The sequence below is a fragment of the Chryseobacterium sp. ISL-6 genome (assembly GCF_018613715.1).
Taxonomy (GTDB): Bacteria; Bacteroidota; Bacteroidia; order Flavobacteriales; family Weeksellaceae; genus Chryseobacterium; species Chryseobacterium paludis.
The window spans coordinates 211285-231846 of sequence record NZ_JAGGPT010000010.1 but is presented as its reverse complement, the minus strand read 5'-3'; the positions used below and the strand labels follow the sequence as shown (position 1 = coordinate 231846).

17 protein-coding genes are annotated in these 20562 nt (G+C 34.3%); 16 read left to right on the top strand and 1 reads right to left on the bottom strand.

Annotation, left to right across the window (positions count from 1 at the left end):
* The first annotated feature begins 19 nt into the window (after nucleotides 1-19).
* From J7E44_RS19060 to J7E44_RS19000, 13 genes are all read left to right on the top strand, one after another.
* Nucleotides 20-589 (top strand): helix-turn-helix transcriptional regulator, encoded by a 570-nt coding sequence (locus J7E44_RS19060; RefSeq protein WP_214832556.1) that lies wholly within the window; start codon nucleotides 20-22, stop codon nucleotides 587-589.
* Entirely contained in the window at nucleotides 586-1827 is a 1242-nt protein-coding gene (locus tag J7E44_RS19055; protein ID WP_214832554.1) for a site-specific integrase, read from the top strand. Before J7E44_RS19060 ends, J7E44_RS19055 begins: the two co-directional genes overlap by 4 nt.
* 1 nt (nucleotide 1828) lies before the next feature.
* Nucleotides 1829-2620: a DUF2214 family protein gene (locus tag J7E44_RS19050; RefSeq protein ID WP_214832552.1), complete on the top strand. Its 792-nt coding sequence runs from the start codon at nucleotides 1829-1831 to the stop codon at nucleotides 2618-2620.
* A 112-nt stretch (nucleotides 2621-2732) separates the two neighbouring features.
* Nucleotides 2733-3110, top strand: coding sequence for a helix-turn-helix domain-containing protein (locus J7E44_RS19045; RefSeq protein ID WP_159745262.1), 378 nt, complete (start codon nucleotides 2733-2735; stop codon nucleotides 3108-3110).
* A complete protein-coding gene (locus J7E44_RS19040) occupies nucleotides 3107-4336 on the top strand; it encodes a primase-helicase family protein (RefSeq protein ID WP_214832550.1) in 1230 nt (409 codons plus the stop codon). Before J7E44_RS19045 ends, J7E44_RS19040 begins: the two co-directional genes overlap by 4 nt.
* A gap of 221 nt (nucleotides 4337-4557) precedes the next feature.
* Nucleotides 4558-5436: a DUF8464 domain-containing protein gene (locus J7E44_RS19035; protein ID WP_214832548.1), complete on the top strand. Its 879-nt coding sequence runs from the start codon at nucleotides 4558-4560 to the stop codon at nucleotides 5434-5436.
* Nucleotides 5437-5583: 147 nt separating this feature from the next.
* The gene (locus tag J7E44_RS19030; protein ID WP_214832547.1) at nucleotides 5584-6033 is read left to right on the top strand and encodes a plasmid mobilization protein; all 450 of its coding nucleotides are present in this window, start codon (nucleotides 5584-5586) and stop codon (nucleotides 6031-6033) included.
* Nucleotides 6026-7174, top strand: coding sequence for a relaxase/mobilization nuclease domain-containing protein (locus tag J7E44_RS19025; RefSeq protein WP_214832545.1), 1149 nt, complete (start codon nucleotides 6026-6028; stop codon nucleotides 7172-7174). The genes J7E44_RS19030 and J7E44_RS19025 overlap by 8 nt, the downstream gene beginning before the upstream one ends.
* Nucleotides 7175-7194: 20 nt before the next feature.
* Entirely contained in the window at nucleotides 7195-7806 is a 612-nt protein-coding gene (locus J7E44_RS19020) for a hypothetical protein (RefSeq protein WP_214832543.1), read from the top strand.
* Between the two features lie 629 nt (nucleotides 7807-8435).
* Nucleotides 8436-9899, top strand: a complete 1464-nt coding sequence (locus tag J7E44_RS19015; protein ID WP_214832541.1) for a hypothetical protein — start codon at nucleotides 8436-8438, stop codon at nucleotides 9897-9899.
* Nucleotides 9900-9940: 41 nt separating this feature from the next.
* Complete coding sequence (locus J7E44_RS19010) at nucleotides 9941-11179, top strand: RHS repeat-associated core domain-containing protein (protein WP_214832539.1); 1239 nt, start codon at nucleotides 9941-9943, stop codon at nucleotides 11177-11179.
* Nucleotides 11161-11781 (top strand): hypothetical protein, encoded by a 621-nt coding sequence (locus J7E44_RS19005; protein WP_214832537.1) that lies wholly within the window; start codon nucleotides 11161-11163, stop codon nucleotides 11779-11781. Before J7E44_RS19010 ends, J7E44_RS19005 begins: the two co-directional genes overlap by 19 nt.
* Before the next feature lie 278 nt (nucleotides 11782-12059).
* A complete protein-coding gene (locus J7E44_RS19000) occupies nucleotides 12060-13118 on the top strand; it encodes a hypothetical protein (RefSeq protein WP_214832535.1) in 1059 nt (352 codons plus the stop codon).
* Nucleotides 13119-13207: 89 nt separating this feature from the next.
* Here the strand turns inward: J7E44_RS19000 and J7E44_RS18995 are convergent, their stop codons facing one another.
* Nucleotides 13208-13729: a helix-turn-helix domain-containing protein gene (locus J7E44_RS18995; protein ID WP_214832533.1), complete on the bottom strand. Its 522-nt coding sequence runs from the start codon at nucleotides 13727-13729 to the stop codon at nucleotides 13208-13210.
* Between the two features lie 944 nt (nucleotides 13730-14673).
* Here J7E44_RS18995 and J7E44_RS18990 point away from each other — a divergent pair.
* The 3 genes from J7E44_RS18990 to J7E44_RS18980 are packed head-to-tail and all read left to right on the top strand — an operon-like array spanning nucleotide 14674 to nucleotide 20537.
* The gene (locus J7E44_RS18990) at nucleotides 14674-15966 is read left to right on the top strand and encodes a TlpA family protein disulfide reductase (RefSeq protein ID WP_214832531.1); all 1293 of its coding nucleotides are present in this window, start codon (nucleotides 14674-14676) and stop codon (nucleotides 15964-15966) included.
* 13 nt (nucleotides 15967-15979) lie between these two features.
* Nucleotides 15980-19183, top strand: coding sequence for a SusC/RagA family TonB-linked outer membrane protein (locus tag J7E44_RS18985; RefSeq protein ID WP_214832529.1), 3204 nt, complete (start codon nucleotides 15980-15982; stop codon nucleotides 19181-19183).
* Between the two features lie 10 nt (nucleotides 19184-19193).
* Entirely contained in the window at nucleotides 19194-20537 is a 1344-nt protein-coding gene (locus tag J7E44_RS18980) for a RagB/SusD family nutrient uptake outer membrane protein (RefSeq protein ID WP_214832527.1), read from the top strand.
* The last annotated feature ends 25 nt before the right edge of the window (nucleotides 20538-20562 follow it).

Below are 20562 nucleotides of genomic sequence, written 5' to 3'. Positions count from 1 at the left end.
TTCAGGATGTTATTTCAGAATGGGATTTAGTAAATTGAAAATACCCAGGGTGTGTGAGCAGTGTTCTAAACCCTTTGAAGCAAAAACGGTTATGACTCGTTTTTGCTCTATATCTTGTAATAATAAAGCATTAAAAGAAAGGAAAAAACTTGAAAAAGAAAAAGTAGAAAAAGACACTCTTTTACAAAAATATAAGAATAAGATTGCAGAAGTTCAGAATAGAGAATTTATTTCAGTTGCTGAAGCTACTGTTATGTTTGGACTTTCAAAAGATACAGTGCACAGATATATAAAACGAGGGATTATTACTGGAGTTAATCTAGGCTCAAGATTAACTCGCGTGAAACGATCAGATTTGGAAGATTTATTTTCAGCAATTGAAATGCCGGAAGAAAAAGAAATAATAATTGAGAAACCCAATTTTGAAGTTGGTAATTGTTATACAATTTCCGAGATAAGTGCAAAATACCGTGCGGATCCGGGAACCGTAAACAATGTAATTAGAAGAAACAAAATTCCGACAAAACAAGTTGGAAGTTTCGTGTATGTTCCTAAAAATTTAATTGATAAAATTTTTGACGGAAAATGAAAGAGTTATTAAAAACCAAAGTTACCGTACGATTGCGAAAAGCCGAATTCCGAAAAGAATGGTTTATCTATTTGGAAAGTTATCCTGTGATGATTCCAGGTAAAGATAAAGTTCAAAGAATCAGGGAGTATTTGAATCGAAGTGTTACCACCGTAGATTTTGACAAGAAACGACCTGCGAGGACAACCCAAGAATCTGTTTCATTTAAACCTAAGAGAGATGACAACGGAATTATCGTTTGCAAAAGCGAAAATGATCGGGAAACAATGTTCTATGCAGATTCTATTCGTAAATTACGTCAGAGAGAATATGATAATATTGAACTTTACAGCGAACTTGACAAAATTCAAGTAGAACAAAAGGAAAAATCTCAAGAGAATTTTGTGAGATATTTTGATTTGCTGGTTAACAAAAGGCATAAAAACAATTCCGAATCTATTCAAGTAAATTGGTATCGGTCAATAGAATTTCTCAAAGATTTCGGAGGTGAAAAAATTATGTTTTCTCAGATCAACACAAAATTCTGTGAAAACTTTAAATCATATTTGTTGACTGCGAAAAGTGGTAGCAATAAGGAAGAGATTATTTCTCAAAATACGGCTTCAACTTATTTTTCTGTTTTCAAAGCTGCATTAAAACAAGCTTTTATTGATGGATATTTTACGACTGACATTTCTGCTAAAATAAAAGCTATTCCGCACGAGGAATCAAGACGAGAATATTTAACACTTGATGAACTTAATACTTTAGTTGAAACGCCGTGCGAACTTGAAGTTCTTAAACGAGCAGCACTTTTTTCTGCTTTAACAGGTCTACGACATTCCGATATTCAGAAACTAACGTGGAACGAAATAAGTATTGAAAACGATCAGGCAAAAATAAATTTTACTCAAAAAAAGACAAAAGGTGTAGAATATATGCCGATGTCTAAACAAGCATTACAACTTTGTGGTGAAGTAGGTCTTCCAAATGATTTGATTTTTAAAAATTTGACTAATCCGGCTTGGATTTCCCGACCACTCAAGAAGTGGATTGAAAGTGCTGGAATTACTAAAAAAATAACCTTTCATAATTTTAGACACACTTTTGCAACGCTTCAACTTTCGAGTGGAACTGATATTTACACAGTAAGTAAAATGCTTGGTCATACGAACGTAAAAACTACGCAGGTTTATGCAAAGGTTGTTGATGAAAAGAAAAATAAAGCTTCTACAGCTATTCAATTAAAAAACTTATAAAATGCACTTGAAATATTTCGAATATATTGTTATCTACCTTTCCGTTCTATTAGTATGTGTAATAGGGGGAGCGTTAGCAAGAATTTCTTTTCTTGGAAAAGGTGGTGACGAATATACCGCAAATATTGTATTTTGGTCAATCACAGCATTAAGTATATTATTTTATGCACTTATAATTTTATTTCTCGATGGGATAATTGTTTTATTCAGAAAGATTTTCCCTAAAAAGGGCAGTTCCGAGAATTCAACTGTAGATATTATGCCATCTGAAAATCTTGAGAATATAAGAGAAGAACAACAAAAAATAATTAATGAAAATATACCAACGTATTTGGTCGAAAATTCAGAGGAAAATATTGTGAATCAAACTACTGAATCCGTAAATCTAGAATCTATAAGAAAAACTCAACTCCAGAAAAAGCAACAGAGTGAAAGTGAAAAACTACAAATCGCTTTGGATTATACTCGGAATCAATTTGCATTATATGTGACAGATGAAGGTCTTGATGCACTTTGTAATGCCGTAAGTTTATATTCGAAAAAAGAAGAGATTCCTAACGATATTTCCGTCCACACCAAAGAATTAACTAATCTAGACCTTTATCATTTCGGTTGGAATATTTGGAATTATTTTAGACCAATAAAACAGGAAGAAATTTCAAAATTATTAAAAACTGTATTTGTTTCGCTTGATGATATTGATTTAGATAGTATCAAGTCACATTTGAAAGATGAACCTCAAAAAGGTAATATCAAAATTCAAGAAGACTTGACAGAGTACCAAAAAACATAAAAAATCACAAAATGAAGTGTATGTTTAGTGATTCCTCTGTGATTGCGTGTTTATAGCGATCACAGAGGAATCACTTTTTTTCTTTGCACCATAACAATCAAAAACAATAGTTATGGATAGCAATGATATTTCATTTGAAAATCTGCCAAGAGCAGTTGCGCATCTGGTTAGCGAAATAGCCGAAATTAAATTTCTGGTAGAAAGGAAAGAGCCTCCGATAATTCCCGTAAAAAGAATTCCGATTGATATTGCAGAAGCTTGCCAAATTATAGGTAAGGCAAAACCTACTGTTTATACTCTAGTGCGGAAAAGATTGATTCCTTGTTACAAAAATGGCAAGAAACTATACTTTTTTGAAGATGAATTATTGGATTGGATTTCTAAAGGAAAGAAGAAAACCTTACAAGAAATCCAATCTGAAGCGGAAGCCAATTTTAGAAAAAATTCAAGAAAGGCAAATGTAGATTCTAACCAAAATCTTCAAAGATGAGCCAAAAAAATCCCTATATCCGAGTTGGTATAACTTACTATAAAGTAATAGAAAAGCCATTAATTTCGGGCGATAAAACTTCTGTTTTGGTTCGCTGGAATCGAGAAACAATTGTGAACGATCACGGAAAAATGTATGTTTCAAGTGTGCCAAAATTTGACGGTTTCTGTTGCATTCCGGAGCATTTAAATTATCAACAAATCGTTCAGGGTTTCTATAATATTTACAATGAAATCCCATTTCATCCTTCATCTGAAACGGAAGATTTGAAATCTAAAATTCCATTTTCCTTAAATTTTGTAGCGCACATTTTCGGAGAACAACTGGAAATGGGTTTGGATTATCTCAAAATTCTCCTGCAATTTCCAACACAAATTCTACCTATTCTATGTTTGGTATCCAAAGAACGAGCTACCGGAAAATCAACATTTATCAAATGGTTGAGGGAGATTTTCGGATTGAATATGACTTATATTAAAGGAGATTCATTCGGAAGTCAATTCAACAGCGATTGGGCAGCAATGTTGTTGGTGGCAATCGATGAAGTTTTTTTCGATAAGAAAGAAATCACTGAAAGATTGAAATATCTATCAACAACTAATAAAGATAAACTCGAAGCCAAAGGTAAAGACAGAGAAGAAATCGATTTTTTCGCCAAGTTTATTCTTTGTTCCAATAACGAAGAGAATTTTATTCAAATCGATGAAAACGAAATCCGATTTTGGATTCTGAAAATCAATCCGATCAAAACCGAAAACACTGAGTTTTTGAATAATCTCATTTCCGAAATCCCCTATTTTCTTCGGTTTTTAATTGAAAGACCATTTTCAACGGAAAAGAAAACAAGAATGTGGTTTTCTGCCGATGAGATCAGAACAAAAGCACTTCGAAAATTAGTTTTTAAGAACAACAATAAACTCGAGTCTAAGATTATAGAATTGCTTTATGAGTTTTTTGAAAGCAACAATGATGAAGAAATTAATGTCGTTCCGCAAGACTTGCTGAATATGATGAATAGGATGTTTCGCCCAACTTACTGGACAAGAAATGATATCCGAAATCTTTTAAAGGAAACTTGGAAATTAAATCCACAAAATAATGGTTTGACTTACATCAGATACGACCTTGATTTTGCAGGAATATTTTACCAAAACAATTCAGTTGGTCGCTATTTCACCATAAAAAAGGATTTTATTCTTAATAAACGTGTTGAAATGTTGAATTGATTGATAATGAATAGAAAATCAAGCACTTTAAACTCAACAAAATCCTCAACAAACTTTTAAACTTCACTTTTTGTTGAATGTTTGTTGAGGGTCAAACCTCTAGTTTGTTGAATTGTTGAGCATTTGTTTAGGTGTTAAAGATGATTAAATCAATAAGTTACCAGATTCTCTCAACAATTCAACAAAAAATATCTCACTCAAAACACGGAAAATTTACAGCTATGAATTGCAAACAATTTAATACAATCCGGTTGGAAGAAGTCCTCCTTTCTCTCGGACACCTTCCAACGAAACAAAATGAAAAAGAAGCTTGGTATCTCAACCCTTTTGCCAACGAATCCCAAGCCTCTTTTAAAATCAATAAAAGTCTTAACAATTGGTACTTATTTTCAGAAGGAATCGGTGGAAACAATACTGACTTTATGAAAAAATATATAAACGCTTCGGTCAATGAAGTTTTGGTTTGGGCAGAAAATCAGAATTTTTCTTCTTTTCAAAATCAAAAAATTCCTGATCAGAAGTTAGAAAACCTGAGCAAAAATTATGAGATACTTGACGTGAAAAAAATCCAGCATCCTGCACTTTTGGAATATTTAAGAGAAAGAAAAGTTGAAAATCAAACTCAGTTCTTACACGAAATCCATTACCGGATGAAAGATAAAAACTATTTCGGAATTGGTTTCAAGAACGATTCTAGCGGTTATGAAATTCGTAATAAATACTCCAAAATTTGCTTGGGTAAAAAAGACATTTCGACAATTAAAAACGATTCAAATTCATTAAGAGTTTTTGAGGGTTTTTTCGATTTTCTTTCCTTTAAAAATGTAGAGAATTTTTTAGAAAAAGAACCTCTCGATTATCTCATTTTGAATTCCGTTTCGATGATTCACAATATTAAAAGTTCACTAGGAAATTATGAAAATATTGAGCTTTATTTTGACAATGACGAAGCCGGAAACAGAGCTATTGAAATGATTAAAAACGAAAATGAAATAGCAGAAGATTGTCGGGTTTTGTACTCAGATTTCAAAGACTTGAATGATTGGTTGATCCATAAAAATCCATCAAATGATAGACAAATGAAACAAAGGCGAAGGTGAGTAAAATAAATACAGGTAAAATATGGTGGGGTGTTAGTGCAAAAAGTACCCAAAGTTTACAATAAGCGTATCCGCTGATTGTAAAATTGGGATTTTTGATTTCTTCCTATCGTCAGAAATGTTTTTAAATACACACAAATTAATACAATGGGAAAAGACTTTTTACAAGAATTTATAAACCAAGCCACCAAAGAAAATGAAGCTAAAATTGCTCAGAAAATGAGAAAAAAATATTTTCAGGAACTAGGTCGTAAAGGAGGTTTGAAGACCAAGGAGAATAAAAAACTGGACAAGGTTATTTCAATACGAATGACCAATTCCGAATATGAAACTCTCATTCAAAAACAAGAAAAATATCCGCTAAAATTGTCTACTTACATTCGGAATATTTTGTTCGAAAAAGAACTCAAGATTAATGAATTTCAAACTGATGAGGTCTTACTTGAATACGGAACGCATTTCAAAAAAATCACCAACCTTTTGCGAAATCGAGAATGGAATGTTTTTGAAAATAAAAAAGAAATTTTATTGAGAATTGAAAATCTGATCGAATTGATTCATCAATATTTGTATTCAAAAAAACAAAGAAATGAATAATTCCGCAACCACGAGAACCATTACAAAAATTGCTTTGGAATACAATGGCAATGATAAAGGAACAGCAGAAATGGTGGCTTCGAATTATCTTCTAAGCGATACTTCTGAAGATCAGTTTAACGAAATGAAAACAGTAGCTGTGCGAAATCCTAAAGTGAAAAAATGGGCATTGACAGGCTACATTTCTCAACCGGACGAAATTGGCAGAAAATTGAAAGATGAAGAACTCGCGGAAATTGCCACCAAAGCTTTAGGAAAAATTGGAGTTACAAACAAAAATCAGTACCGATTGGATATTCACAACAGTACAAAACATAAGCATATTCATTTTGTTGTCAATAGGATTGATATTTCGGGAAAGTGCACTGTGAAAGCACACGATATCGGAAAGAGATTTGGGGAAGCTGTCAGAGAAGTTTGCAAAGAGAAAGGATTATTGACCGATGTTGAAATTGGAATTCAGAAAAAAGCTGAGATGCTGAAAAACTTGACCGAGGCTATTAGGTCAGAAGATAATTTTGATGACTTGATGTTAGAAATGAAGAAAAAAGGTTTTGAAGTTCAATTGTCTTCAAATGTCAAGGACGGAATTTCGGGAATGCGGATTGTGATGGAAAAGGACAAAAATCATCAAACAGAAAAACTTTATAAAGCGGGTTACAAATTATCTGAGGTCTCAAATCAGTTGAGAATCTCTGAAATAAAATCTCTGTTTGAAGTTAAAACTGCGGTTAAGGAAGCACAAAAAAACGCTGACAACTTAAAGGAGTTTAGGGAAAATCTCCAACAAAAGGGATTTTCTGTAAAGATTCAATATATCGAAGAATTTAAAGCCAATCGAAAAAATGATATTCAGGATATATGGATCGATAAAGATGATAGCAATCGACATAAAAACGGATTGTTCTTCCGGAAAAATATAGGGTTCTCTCTGTCAACAATAGATTCTGATCTTGGTGATGCGCTAAAATCATTGAATCAAAATAGTGTAGTAAGTGATGCAAGTAATCATCTAAAATCAGAAACAAATGAAAGCTTAATAGAAATTGCAGGCGGATTATTAGGTGACTTCCTTAATCCAACCTATGTTTCTAAGGACGAAGATGAACTCTGGAAAAAGAAGCGAAAATTAAAACGATAATAAAAATTTAAAAAATAAATATGGAAAATAAAAATAAAGAATCTAAAAGTAACGGAATGGAGCTTTTAGAAAATGTGATCAAATCAAACAATGAAAATATTGAACAAAATATCAAACTTCAGTTTGCCATTGAAGACCATACGACCCTGTTGAACGAGGTACAGATCAGTTTGGAAGAAGGACAGTCGTTCAATAATGAAACGGTAGCCTTTTTTAAATTAGAGCAAACCTATAGAGCTGAATTCCTTGCCAGTATTCCTAATCAGATAGAGATGGTTCTTTCAAAAGAAGCTAAAGATTATTTGGAAGGTTTTGGAAAGGATATAAAATGGAAGAAGAAATTTATTTGGAGCGGAATTGGAGTTTTTGTCTTTGCGATTTTAGTTTTCATCGCCTCCATCAATTTCGCTACCAAATGGTACAAAGAAAGCATCAAAGCAAAAAGTGAACTACGCCAAGATATTTTAAATGAAATTGCTGGTGAAGGAAAAAAAATCTATGACGAAAATGAGGTGAAAATGTTACAGGAAAACACTAAAGTAATGCAACTTTGGATTAAAAATAATCCTAAGAAAGCAGGAGATTTTTTGAGGTTTAAGGATGGGTTTGAGGCGAGTAAGCAAAATAAATAAGGAAACTAAACTAAGCCAATTATTAGAACAGATCAAACTCTCCAGAAAGCAAAGAAAACTACCTACTGTTCAGATTGCAGAAAGAATAAGAATTTTACGTTCAATATTATATTTAGGTGAGAAAGAGATTCTTGCGTTTCATCAAAATTTTCAAGTGATTTTTCTGAATTATCGATTTTGTAGCCACTGGCTACAAAATTGGAAAGTTAATTATATTCTCAATATTAATGGAAAATTACTCAGGATAGTATAAATTTTAAATTCCGACCATTTCAAAAAATTTAGATAATGTAATATTTTTTGCTTCGCAGATTCTCATAATAGTTATTAGACTTATGTGATAATTTTCATCATCTTTTATTCTGCGAACCGTCTTTTCATCAATATTATATTCGGTAGCAAAGAGGCTGTTGTTGTTGATAGGAATAACCCAGTTATCCCTTATATATTCAACAATCTTCCTATTTGCAACTTTCATATTCACAAATAAAAGAGATAGCCTCTAAATTAATTCGGACTCAAATCCGAATTAATGAATTTTTTATTATATTTGGAAAAAAAGCCTTTATGGTTTTCCTTTTTATATTGTAGTTGATTTTCCTTAATTTAGCGAAACCACAGATATTCATATGAAATTAATACTCTTTATTCTTTTTACAACTATAAATTTTACGTTTGGGCAATTACCAAATTTCCCAACCATACAACAAACTAATAGTCCAAGTTCCCTGGGTGATTATTCGAGTCAAACCTTTACCAGTACAAAATCAAATATTCCAAGTGTTCCTCAAAACTATATCAATGGTAGTTTATCCAAACAAGATGAACGAAATAGAAGAATGGTTATGGAAGATTTCAAACGTGCAGAAGCCGAAGAAAAGGAAAGAAATCGTCAACAAGCAGAATTGAACAAGGATGCAGAAGAAATGAAATTCCGTGAATGGGTTACGAATGGACGAAATATGTCTTACGATCTGCCTACATTATCCGGAAAAGCGGGAACACAATCCTATTACGATGCTTTTGATAAACTTTCCGGAATGGATGCTGAAAATTATTCTTTGACCGATGCTAATTTTACTGTTGAGAACGCTTTTTATGGTAATAAGCAGAATTCATCACAATTGAAATCCAGCGTAGAGAAAACTGCAAAACAATTGTTGCAGAAAATGAGAGAACGGAAACAGGATACCGAAAGTAATGTTTCTAAAAATCTGATGATTTTTGAGTATTTCTCTAAGGATATGAAATTAGGTGGAACAACTCACAAAGCTTTTGAATACGATTTTAAAGACTACTTAGGAGAAAAGGACTGGAGCAAAATGTTTGTTTCCAAACTTTTGAAAACGGGATCAGGGCAGTGCCATTCTATGCCACAATATTATTTGATGCTTGCGGAAGCTATGGGAACTGAAGCTTATTTAGCATTAGCTCCTAACCATTCCTACATCCGATTTATAGATGATGAAGGAAAGTTGCGGAATATAGAGTTGACCAACGGAATGTTTTCTACCAATACGTTTCTATTAGAATCAGGCTATATTAAGTCCGAAGCTCTGCAAAATAAAATCTATATGGAAAACCTGACAAAAAAAGAATTGCTAGGAATGGCATATTTTGATTTGGCAAGAGGATATGTTCACAAATTCGGATATGATGAATTTGTAAATAAAGTTATAGACAAAGCATTAGAACTTTATCCTAATGGTATAGCTCCTAATATGGAAAAGTCAAATGTCAGTAGGACAAGATTGTTGTCTGCATTAAGAAGATTAGGAATTAACCCTGAAGATAAAAGAGATGTGGAAAGAGCGGGTTATTTTCCCAAAGCTGTAGATCAGTTCAAGCAACTGCAAGAACAGTTTACCAAAATTAATAATTTAGGATATGCTGAAATGCCTTCATCTGCTTACGAAGCGTGGCTTGGTAGCCTGAAAACCGAAACCAATAAGATGGAAAGTGAAGCACTAGCGCAAAGAATACACCTGTATCAGCTACAAAAACAACAGCAGGAAGCAATCAAAAAAGCTGAGGACAAGAAAAAGCAGGATAAAAAACCGAAATATATTCCGATAGATTCAAGTAAACTATAACAAAAAATAAATAACTTTAACCATCATAAAGGCAGATGACTATGAAAAAAATATTATTGATTGCTTTTGCAGTAATAACAGGCTTTACACAGGCACAGGTCAAAAAAAAGACCCCAAATACACAGAAGCCGAAAACTGAAAAGAAATGGGTGAATCCTGTACAATTGACCAAAGAAGAGCGAAACCGTCCATATATGGACGAGGTTCTAAAGACCAGAGATTCTATTACTCCAGAGGAAGCAGAACGCAGACGTAAGAATATAGCGATTGGAAATCCATTTGCCAAATATGGATATTATCCCAAGATTGCTACTTTGAGCAAAGGCAAGTATTTGGAGTTTCACGATACGGATAGTATTGTGGTTATTGGCTCTATAAGATACAACACAAAAAGCGGCAATATAGTTGAAGTAAGAGAAATTGATTTATCTGATCCTGATGCACAGCCGATTGGCGACACTCACGGACGTTGGATTTCACCCGATCCATTAAGTGAGGAATTTTCTGATTGGTCACCATATAATTATGCTTTTAATAACCCGTTAAAGTTTACAGATCCTACAGGAATGGCTCCTGAGACAGATTTTATTGATATTTTTTCGGGCAAAAAAACTCATATAGAAGATGGTAAAGATCAAACAATAGCAGCGACTACACACGAAATTAATACAGCCAAAAAAGATTTTAAAAATGACAAAGATGCTTATTTTGACAAATTAGAAAAAAAAGAAAATTCAGGTGCTAATTTGAATTTAACATCAAGTCAGTTTAATCTGTTAGCTCAGACGTTATATGCAGAAAGCTCAGGAGGTTTTCTTGAATCTTGGGGGATTGTTGATGTTCTTAAAAATAGAGCAGCTAATCAAGGAAATGGTTTAATGGATCAGCTTTCAGATGACTCTCCTTATGGGGTTTACGGAGTAAGAAAAACTGATGGGGGTTCGCAAAGCGGTTACAAATACTCTTATTCTAATGAAACAGGTTCTGATGCTGACGCAAAGCGTAGTAACATTCACAAAGCTATTGCTTACGCAATGGTAAGCAAAACTGACATTACAGGAGGTGGAACTCATTGGGATGGAGTTGATTTTAAATCAGGTGGAGGAAACAGGGCTAGATATCAACAAGGATACTTATTCACGAGTCCATCACACGATTTGTTTGGACAAGGCAATAATAGAGTTAATGGAGGTTATAAATTTCAATCAACGGGTGCTATTGGTAGTACAACTTTTTCACGATATACAAAACCTGGAGCAAAATGGTACATTTCAAAATAATATTTCAATGTCTATTACTATCAGCTATATTGCTTAGCTGTAATAATAAGAATCTTTTAGAAGAACTAAATCTTAATTCAAAAAATTCTCTCAAATTTGAAAACTTTGAAAAGCAATTTTGTTTTGATAAAGTTTACAAATTAGCAAATAAAACTATTTCTAAAGAATCAGAATATTACCCATTAGACACAACGCAGGTGTATAAGCTTTTAGAGAAAAATAATATGCCAATAGCGAAAAAGTTTGAGGATTTTGTTTCGTACTCAACGGATGTAAAATTTTATCTGCTACAAAATCAGAATCAACATATTATAATAGCTATTGGTAAAGCATCTGGAGCATCTGGTATTGGAGCTGATTATTGGAATTATTTATGTTATTCTGTTTCAGAAAGAAAAGAATTGAAATTCGGCTCTTTAATTAATAGCCCTTATTCTGTATTTGCGGCAGACAATAATAGTATTAATTATGTTGAAATAGTTGATAATATTCCACGCCCTGCTAGCGGAGAGGTTATAAAATTAGAATATACACCTTTAATAATTACCGTATATAACTCAGAAAGTAAGCAATTGTCACATTTTGAAATGAATTGTTATTGATATTGGGTTAAATATATATTACTTCTTCTTCTATAATATTTCTTGGTAGTCCACAGTTATATGCAACTGAGTAAAAAAGTTAAACGAATTATTATAATAATTTCTATTATACTAGTAGCTTTTATAGCATATTGGGGATTTATTTATTGGAATTTCTATTTATTCAAAGAAAGAAATGAAATAAATACGTGGAATAGAAGAGTTGAAGAATATAATAATCAACACAAGTCTGACACCGTTAAAGTAAAAGATTCTATAAATCAAAACAATAAAAAATAATGAAAAGATTTTTTTTCATTTTAACAGTTACTATTTTCGGATTTGCGAAAAGTCAGAATAATCATTTTTATTCTGATGCATTTCAGACAATAGATAATATGTTGAATGATAGGCAAAAATACAGTTTCAAAGAAGCGGTATTTAATGTGGAAAACGCATATTATCAAGGAAATTTGGATACATTATCTTTAAACAGAAAAGTCAAATTTTTAGGAAAGTTCTGCAAACAAATTGTTGATAGTCGGGACTTAAATTATACTGATAGAGACAAAGAAAAAGTAAGTAAATACGCTGCCATTTTCACAGTCTTATGTCAAACAACTCCTGTAATTGTAAGGAATGACACTGTCAAATATAAGCCCTTCACTTATGATTTTGAAGATGTTTTCGGGAATAAAGAATTATCAAATCTCTTTGTTTCAAAATTGTTAGACACCCAAAAAGGAAACTGTAACTCAATGCCATATCTCTATAAGATTTTAGCAGAAGAATTAGGTGTTGATGCAAATTTGGCGCTTGCTCCAAACCACGTATATATCAAACATAATATAAAATCTTTGGGTTGGTATAATACCGAACTTACAAGTGGCATATTTCCGCAAGACAGTTGGCTAATGGCTTCAGGATTTATCCATTTAGAAGCTGTCCAAAATGGTGTATATCTAAAAGCTCTTACGAATAAAGAAAGTCTTGCACTTCTTTTGGTCGATTTAGGAAACGCTTATAATAGAAGTTTTCCTGACAATGATGGGAGTTTTCCAATAAAATGTGCAGAAAGAGCAATCCAGATTTATCCATACTTAGCTAATGCTTTGCTATTACAAGCGGAAACCCATACAAAGCAGTTCCAAAAACTGATGAAAGAGCATAATACAACAGATATTCAGGCTACATTAAGCGATCCGAAAGCTAAAGAATTATTTGATCTTATGAATAAGGAATATGCGCACATCCATAAGATAGGTTACCGTAGTATGCCACAACAAATGTATCTTGACTGGCTGGTATCTTTGAAAACTGAAAGAGTAAAATATGAAGATACAAGGTTACAGAAATAATATTCATTCGGTGACGGCAAGCATTCAAAAAACTTTACTTTTATATGGTAAGTAAGCGGTTCTCACGTTAGCTTTAGATTGAAATCTTTTTAAAGATTTATTTTGATTTCAAATAACTTGCTTCTTCCAATTTTTCCAACCTCAACCAAATCTTCAAAACCTTTTCGGGTGATAGTATCTGCTATTCTAGACGTAGTAATTACCTCTTGTAGATTTTGAGGAAGTAAACTTTTGATATCCTTTGTTGTAAATTGTTTAGGAAGTTGTTTTGAATCTAATATTAATCTAATTTTTTCTGGAAGGTTCAGATTGATATTTGAAATAGGGATTTGCTTGTTCTTATTCTTCAATACGACCTTTTTCGTTGCTGATGGCAAGAGTTCAATTTGTGGGATTTTTTGTTTGGGATTAATAAAATCCAATAATGAAAGTCCATAAATTTTGGCAATGATGGCGGTTCTATCAAAGTCAATATTACCTGTCCCACTTTCAATAGAAGTATATAGTGCTTCTTGTAACTTTGTTAAATGTGCAATTTCCTTGCGTGAACATTTATAATGCTCACGATATTTCCTAATTAAATCTCTAATTCTTTGGTTTTCTGATTCCAAATTTTCACTCGTTATTAAAATCGTATTATAATATTTTGTTTTTACGATTATTATTTATACCTTTGTTCCAGTTAGTTATAACATTTTATAATTAACAAATGAGTTCCGTCAAACAAAACGACCAATTTTTAAGACACGGAGTCCGAGGGAGTTAATTTCCCCGCTAATTTGTATATTTGCACAAATGCGGGGGATAGTCCCTTGCTGGAAGCTGTGTCTAGGGTGCTTGGTCGTACCTGTTTGGCAGTGGAAGGTGAGGGATTATCCTCCGCTATTTTTTTATAGTAATCTTTCCAGAACTCATAATACAATTCATAAAACAAGATATTATGAGGACGACATTTTCAACCATTCTGCTTATCTGCCCACCGGAGTAGTCCGCAAGCATAACAAAAGAAATTACAGCTTTATGCTCGATTTGCCCGCAAAATGCGGGATTGGCATAACTTACTTATTATCGACACACTCCGAAATTCCTTTAACAGTAAAAGGAAAGCCAGACTACGCTTTAAACTCACACCTTAAAAGTACTCGCTTTCTTTTAATTTTCCAAATTATTTTTCAGTACGAAGGGAATTTATTACTGAAGACAAAAAGTGGACGGTCTGCTTAATTCAGATGGTTACGGCTGTTTTTAGATTTCAATAAAATGTTTTCTCATTTAGAAATGACAATTACAATGGGTGCATAGCCTATTGCGGCTTCACAGCTTTCACGGGACACAAATTTCATTCATATTCAAATTTTGACCTGTATGGGTGGGGAGTTTTCTGTACTGGTAAAACTTCCTCCCGAAAGGTCTATAAACAATTAAAGTACAAAACAGACAGTAGAAATTAATCAACCACAAAGACCAATAAAAAGCCCTCCCTGCACCATAGTATCTTGGAATTTACGGGATGCAAGGAAGAGCCAAGTTTAACGAATTAAACCTATTCAAAAGTATGAAAAATATTTTTTGCAAGGGAATCCTGTCCCTTGTTTTTACTCTTGTGGCATCCACCACATCCTTTGCCCAAAACAAATCTCTTAAAGTCGGAGAAACTCTTCCCGAAAACTTCTGGACAACGCCTTTGCAGGTGGTCAACCACCCACAGAAAACCATCAGCTTTAACTCAGATAAAAACAAACTGATTCTCCTAGATTTTTGGGCAACCTGGTGCAGTGCCTGCCTGAAAAAATTTCCGGAAATGGAAGAGCTTAAAAAGAAATTCAGTGATAAGATCAACATTATAGCAGTAACCGACCAGAATCGGGCAACCATAGAAAAATTTTTCTCCTCGACCAATGGACAACGTTACAAAAGTGTTTTATCGGTTGTGGACGACAAAATACTTCATACAATGTTCCCTCATACTGCAGTCCCTTTTATTGTCTGGATAAAAGACGGAAAGATCATTAATACCACCGATGGTGGACAGGTCAATGAACAAACCATTGCAGAGGTATTGAAAAATGAAACATCTTCTTTGCAGACGGTCATTCAGATCGATAGAAAACGTCCGCTGATGCTTTCTGAGAATTTTGAGCTGGAAAAGCTGAGCAGCATTGTAGGCTATAGCCTTTTTGCGAAAGGAAGGATACGGGCAATTCCATTTGGTTCAGGTTTTCATAGAGATGGAGAAAGCGTTTACGGAAGGCAGTTTACCAACTTTTCCCTGATGAATATCTACAGAGGTATTTCGTACGAATTATTCCGTCAGTCCGGGGATAAATTTTCGGACAAACGTCTGATGAATCTGACAAAAAATCCCGAAGCTATTGATTTCAATACTACGACTGGTGGAAATTTTGAGAAGCTGTACAGCATCGAATACATTGTTCCAAAAGATGAGGCAATTAATCTATACACCAGAATGCTAAGGTATGTCAATGAAAATTCCAATTACGTTGCCAGCATCGAAAAAAAACCTGTTAAATGCCTTGTTCTAAGGAAAACTTCTAATGTAGACAAGATGGCATCGAAAGGAGGTGAACCTATCGGAAATATATTGAAATCTCCTTTTATACTCCGAAATGTCACTCTTGATTTTTTACTATCCGCTCTGGAAGCAACCAACGACATTACAACATTACCTGTAATAGATGAAACACATTATCTGGGAAAAGTCGATCTGAAATTCTCAAGTTTTCAAGATCTAAAAAGTATTCAAAAGGAACTTTCTGCATATGACCTTGAGCTTGTGGAAGTCGTGAAGGAACTGCCTATGCTGGTGGTTAAGGATAAATCATATTAATCATTAAATCATTATGAAAAACTATATACTATTTCCCATTATATGTTGCAGTTCCCTGATGGTCGCACAACAGCATACGATTACAGGAAAAATAACAGAAAATACTACTGGAAAACCTTTATCAGGAGTTGCCGTAATCATCCAGAACATCAATGCGGTTACCAATACGGACAAAAACGGAATATTCAGTCTGACCACTGGTGAATCCCGATTATCCTTACTCATCAGCAAGGCAGGTTACGAAAGTCAGTCGCTAGATATTCAATTGCCATTGCAAAAGGAGCTGAAAATATCTATATCTACAAAGATTACAGAAATAGAAGAAGTTACGTTATCAACAGGTTATCAGAAAATTCCCAAAGAAAGGTCTACAGGTTCTTTTTCATCAGTGGACAACAAATTATTGCAGCAACAGGTTACCACCAATATTATGGACAGGTTACCTGCCATAGGCAATGGTCTGACGGTCAGTAAAGGACTGACCGAAGATGGTCAACTAATGATAAGAGGCTTAAGTACTATGCAGGGACCTAAGAATCCATTGATTGTTGTAGATAATTTTCCATACGAAGGGAGTATCAGCAATATTAATGCAAACATTATTGAGAGTGTTACTATCCTGAAAGACGCAGCAGCATCCAGCATTTGGGGAGCGAGAGCTGCGAATGGCGTTATTGTGATCACAACCAAAGCCGCCAAAAATAATCAGGCAACGTCTGTAGAATTTACAGCCAATACGACACTAAGCGCAAAGCCAGACCTAAGTTACAGCAGGCAGATTTCCAGCAGTGATTTTATCGATGTGGAAATGCAGCTTTTTAACAAAGGATATTATGACAGCGATCTTAACTCTTCCAGCCATCCTGCTTTAACCCCGGTTGTTACACTCTTAAATAAGGAAAAACAGGGGCTTCTATCTCATAATGATGCGATGACTGAAATAAATCGACTAAGAAATATCGATGTGAGAGACCAGTATAAAAAGTATATGTACCAACCTATGGAAAATAGACAATATGCGCTTAATATTTTTGGAAGTACGCCTAAATTGTCTTGGACATCATTTATAGGGTATGATGATAATACAGGGAATTTAAATGAAAAATACCAACGGTTGAACGCCCGTTTTCAAAATACCTGGAAACCAACTGAAAAGCTGACCATAACTACGGGGATGTACTACACTAGTACCACAACAAAAAGTGGTAAAAGTGCCTACAATAGTATTACGATGCGTGATAATTGGAAAGTTCCCTATATGCAGTTTGCAGATGATGCCGGAAGCCCTCTGGTGATGAACTATATGTTGGATCAGGATTATAAAAACAGCCTGCAAGGCAAGGGGCTTTTGGATTGGAATTACTATCCATTGACCGACTGGATGCACAATATAACTCAAAACAAAACAAGCGAACTCATCCTCAACGCAGGATTGAATTATAAAATTATAAAAGGTTTGGATTTTGATATTAAGTACCAATACCAATATAATAATGGAGAAAGCAGCACACTATATGATGAACAGAGCTATTACGCAAGAAACTATGTGAATAATTTTGCAAAACAGAACAGTGATGGCAGTATCAGTTTCATCGTTCCCAAAGGAGGAATTTTTGATAAAGGTCTTTCTGAAACTACAGTCAACAATTTGAGAGGACAGCTCAATTACAATAGAAATTTTGGTAAACATTCCATTAATGCTATTGCAGGAGGAGAAATAAGAGAGACCATTACCCAATATGACAACAACAGGTATTACGGTTACAATACGAATACTTTATCTACTGCGGGTATTGACTATACGAAACAATATCCCAACTTTGTGACGGGAAGTTTGGACTTTATTGAAAGAGGAACGTCTCTTAGAGAAACCAATATCCGTTTCGTATCCCTGTATGCCAATGCTGCATATACTTACGATAAACGCTATACATTATCTGGAAGCGTAAGGCAGGATGCGAGTAATCTATTTGGATTAAAGACCAATCAACAATGGAATCCCTTCTGGTCTGCAGGTTTATCTTGGAACGTTTCGAATGAAGCTTTTTACAATTCCAGTTTTCTACCTTACCTGAAATTAAGAGGCTCTTACGGTTTTAATGGAAATATCGATCCTTCAATGGTCGCCGTAACAACCATATTATTTGATACGGACCTTTCAGTGTACACGGGAGGTAATACCGCCAGAATAGATAAATTTTATAATCCTAACCTGCGTTGGGAGACGATCAGAATAATGAATATGGGATTGGATTTTGGGTTAAAAAACAATCTCATTACGGGTTCGGTTGAATATTTTACGAAAGAGGGCAGTAATCTTTTTGGTACAGCACCATTGGATTATACCACTGGTGTTAAAAGTATGCTATGGAATGTCGCAGGAATGAAAGGACAAGGTTTGGATATCGAGCTGAAAACAAAAAATATTGATAGAACCATAAAATGGAACAGCATTCTTAACTTCAGTATCTATAATGACAAAGTCACCAACTATTATTTACCTACCACCTTTGCCAATAATTTCGTGGTCTCTTCAGGTTCCACAGCTCCCATAAGTGGTATTGTCGGACTTCCCGTTTATGGTGTATTTGCCTACAAATGGGCAGCTCTCGACCCACAAACAGGAGATCCTCAAGGGTATTTGGATGGAGAAGTCAGTAAGGATTACACTAAAATATTGAATTCCGCTCGAGGAATTGAAGACTTAGAATACTTTGGATCAGCGATTCCTACAAAGTATGGTTCATTCATCAACACGATTGCCTACCAACAGTTTTCTTTGGATGTTGGAATTACTTATAAGTTCGGGTATTGGTTTAGAAGAAGTTCTATTAACTATACTGACCTTATTGCAAGTCGTGATGGGCATAGTGACTATTCCAAAAGATGGCAGAAGCCGGGCGATGAGCAATGGACGAATGTTCCTTCCAACCCATACACAACGAACTCTGCGAGGGATGCATTTTACAACGGCTCCAGTGTTTTAGTGGAAAGAGGTGACCATATTCGTTTGCAATATCTTAACCTGAACTACAGTTTCAGGAAAGAGAATTTAGGGAGTTTGCCTATTCAGAGTTTACAACTCTTTGCATCCGTAAATAATTTAGGAATACTTTGGAAAGCCAATAAGGTAGGTATCGACCCTGATTATAATTGGGGAACTTATTCTTTAAAACCTGTAAAGACTTACTCTATAGGACTTAGAACACAATTTTAAAATCAACTTTATGAAAAATATACTTTTAAACTTATTCGCCCTATGGGTTTTGTGCAGCATTACAGGATGCTCGGATTTTTTGGAGGAAAAATCAGATTCCAGATTGGCTACACCTGTCACGTTAGAAGATAATCAGGCTCTGATGGACAGAACTTTCAATACGGTACTTTCAAACAGTATCAGCGGGCAAATATCGGCTGACGAAATTTATGTTACAGATGCAGATTATGGTAATTTAATTTATGAATTTGAAAAAAGACTATATACCTGGCAACCCGGTGAAGTGTCCAGCAGTGATGAAAATGATTGGGGAAGCTGCTACCGGAGAATCAATGTATGCAATACGGTTTTGTATAATATCGAACATTATCAAATTGCAGGAGCAGAAAATCTAAAAGGGCAGGCTTTGGCTCTTAGAGCTGCAATTTATCTGGAAGCTGCCCAAATTTATTGCCTGGTGTATAATGAGAACACAGCAAATACAGATTTGGGATTACCACTGAGATTAGATCCGGATATGAATATTCCTTCTAAAAGATCATCGTTAAAGGAAACCTATAATCAGATCATCAGTGATTTGAAAGAGGCGGCTACGTTATTACCTGCCAAGCAAATTGCCCAGATACGCCCATCGAAAGCTACCGCATTAGGTTATCTTTCGAGAACCTATTTGTTTATGGGGAATTATCAAAATGCTTTAGAATATGGAAAACAGACTCTTTTCATCAATGATAAATTAATGGACTTTAATACTTTGAATCCTTCCGATTCTTATCCTATAAAATCAATGAATATTGAAGTACTCCTTCATTCCTCTATGGTGTATTCACAGTTTTTATCAGGTTCTATGGCTAAAATTCCGCAATTAATGTACAATACTTATGACAATAATGATTTGAGAAAGAGTGTTTATTTTAGATTTAATACAGCACAACAGATACTGTTTAAAGGAAACTATTCAGGAGGTGCTACGAGAATGACTTGTTTAGCAACAGATGAAATCTATCTGAATATAGCTGAAAGCTATGCCCGGCTTAATGACATACCGATGGCAATGCAAACCTTAAATCAATTATTAAAAACACGCTGGAAAACAGGAACGTATATTCCGATGGTTGCCAATTCACAAGGTGTAGCCGTAGATATTATTTTGAAAGAGAGGAGAAAAGAATTATTATTTCGTGGTTTGCGATGGTCAGATCTAAAAAGGTATAACCGTGACGGCGCTGGAATTTCTTTAGAAAGAACGATAAATGGAAAAACCTATACTTTACCACCGAATGATCTTCGTTATGCCATCGCCATTCCTGAAGATATTATAAAAATGACGGGAATGCCTCAGAATCCGAGGTAAGTCAATAACAAAAAATGGGGTGGAA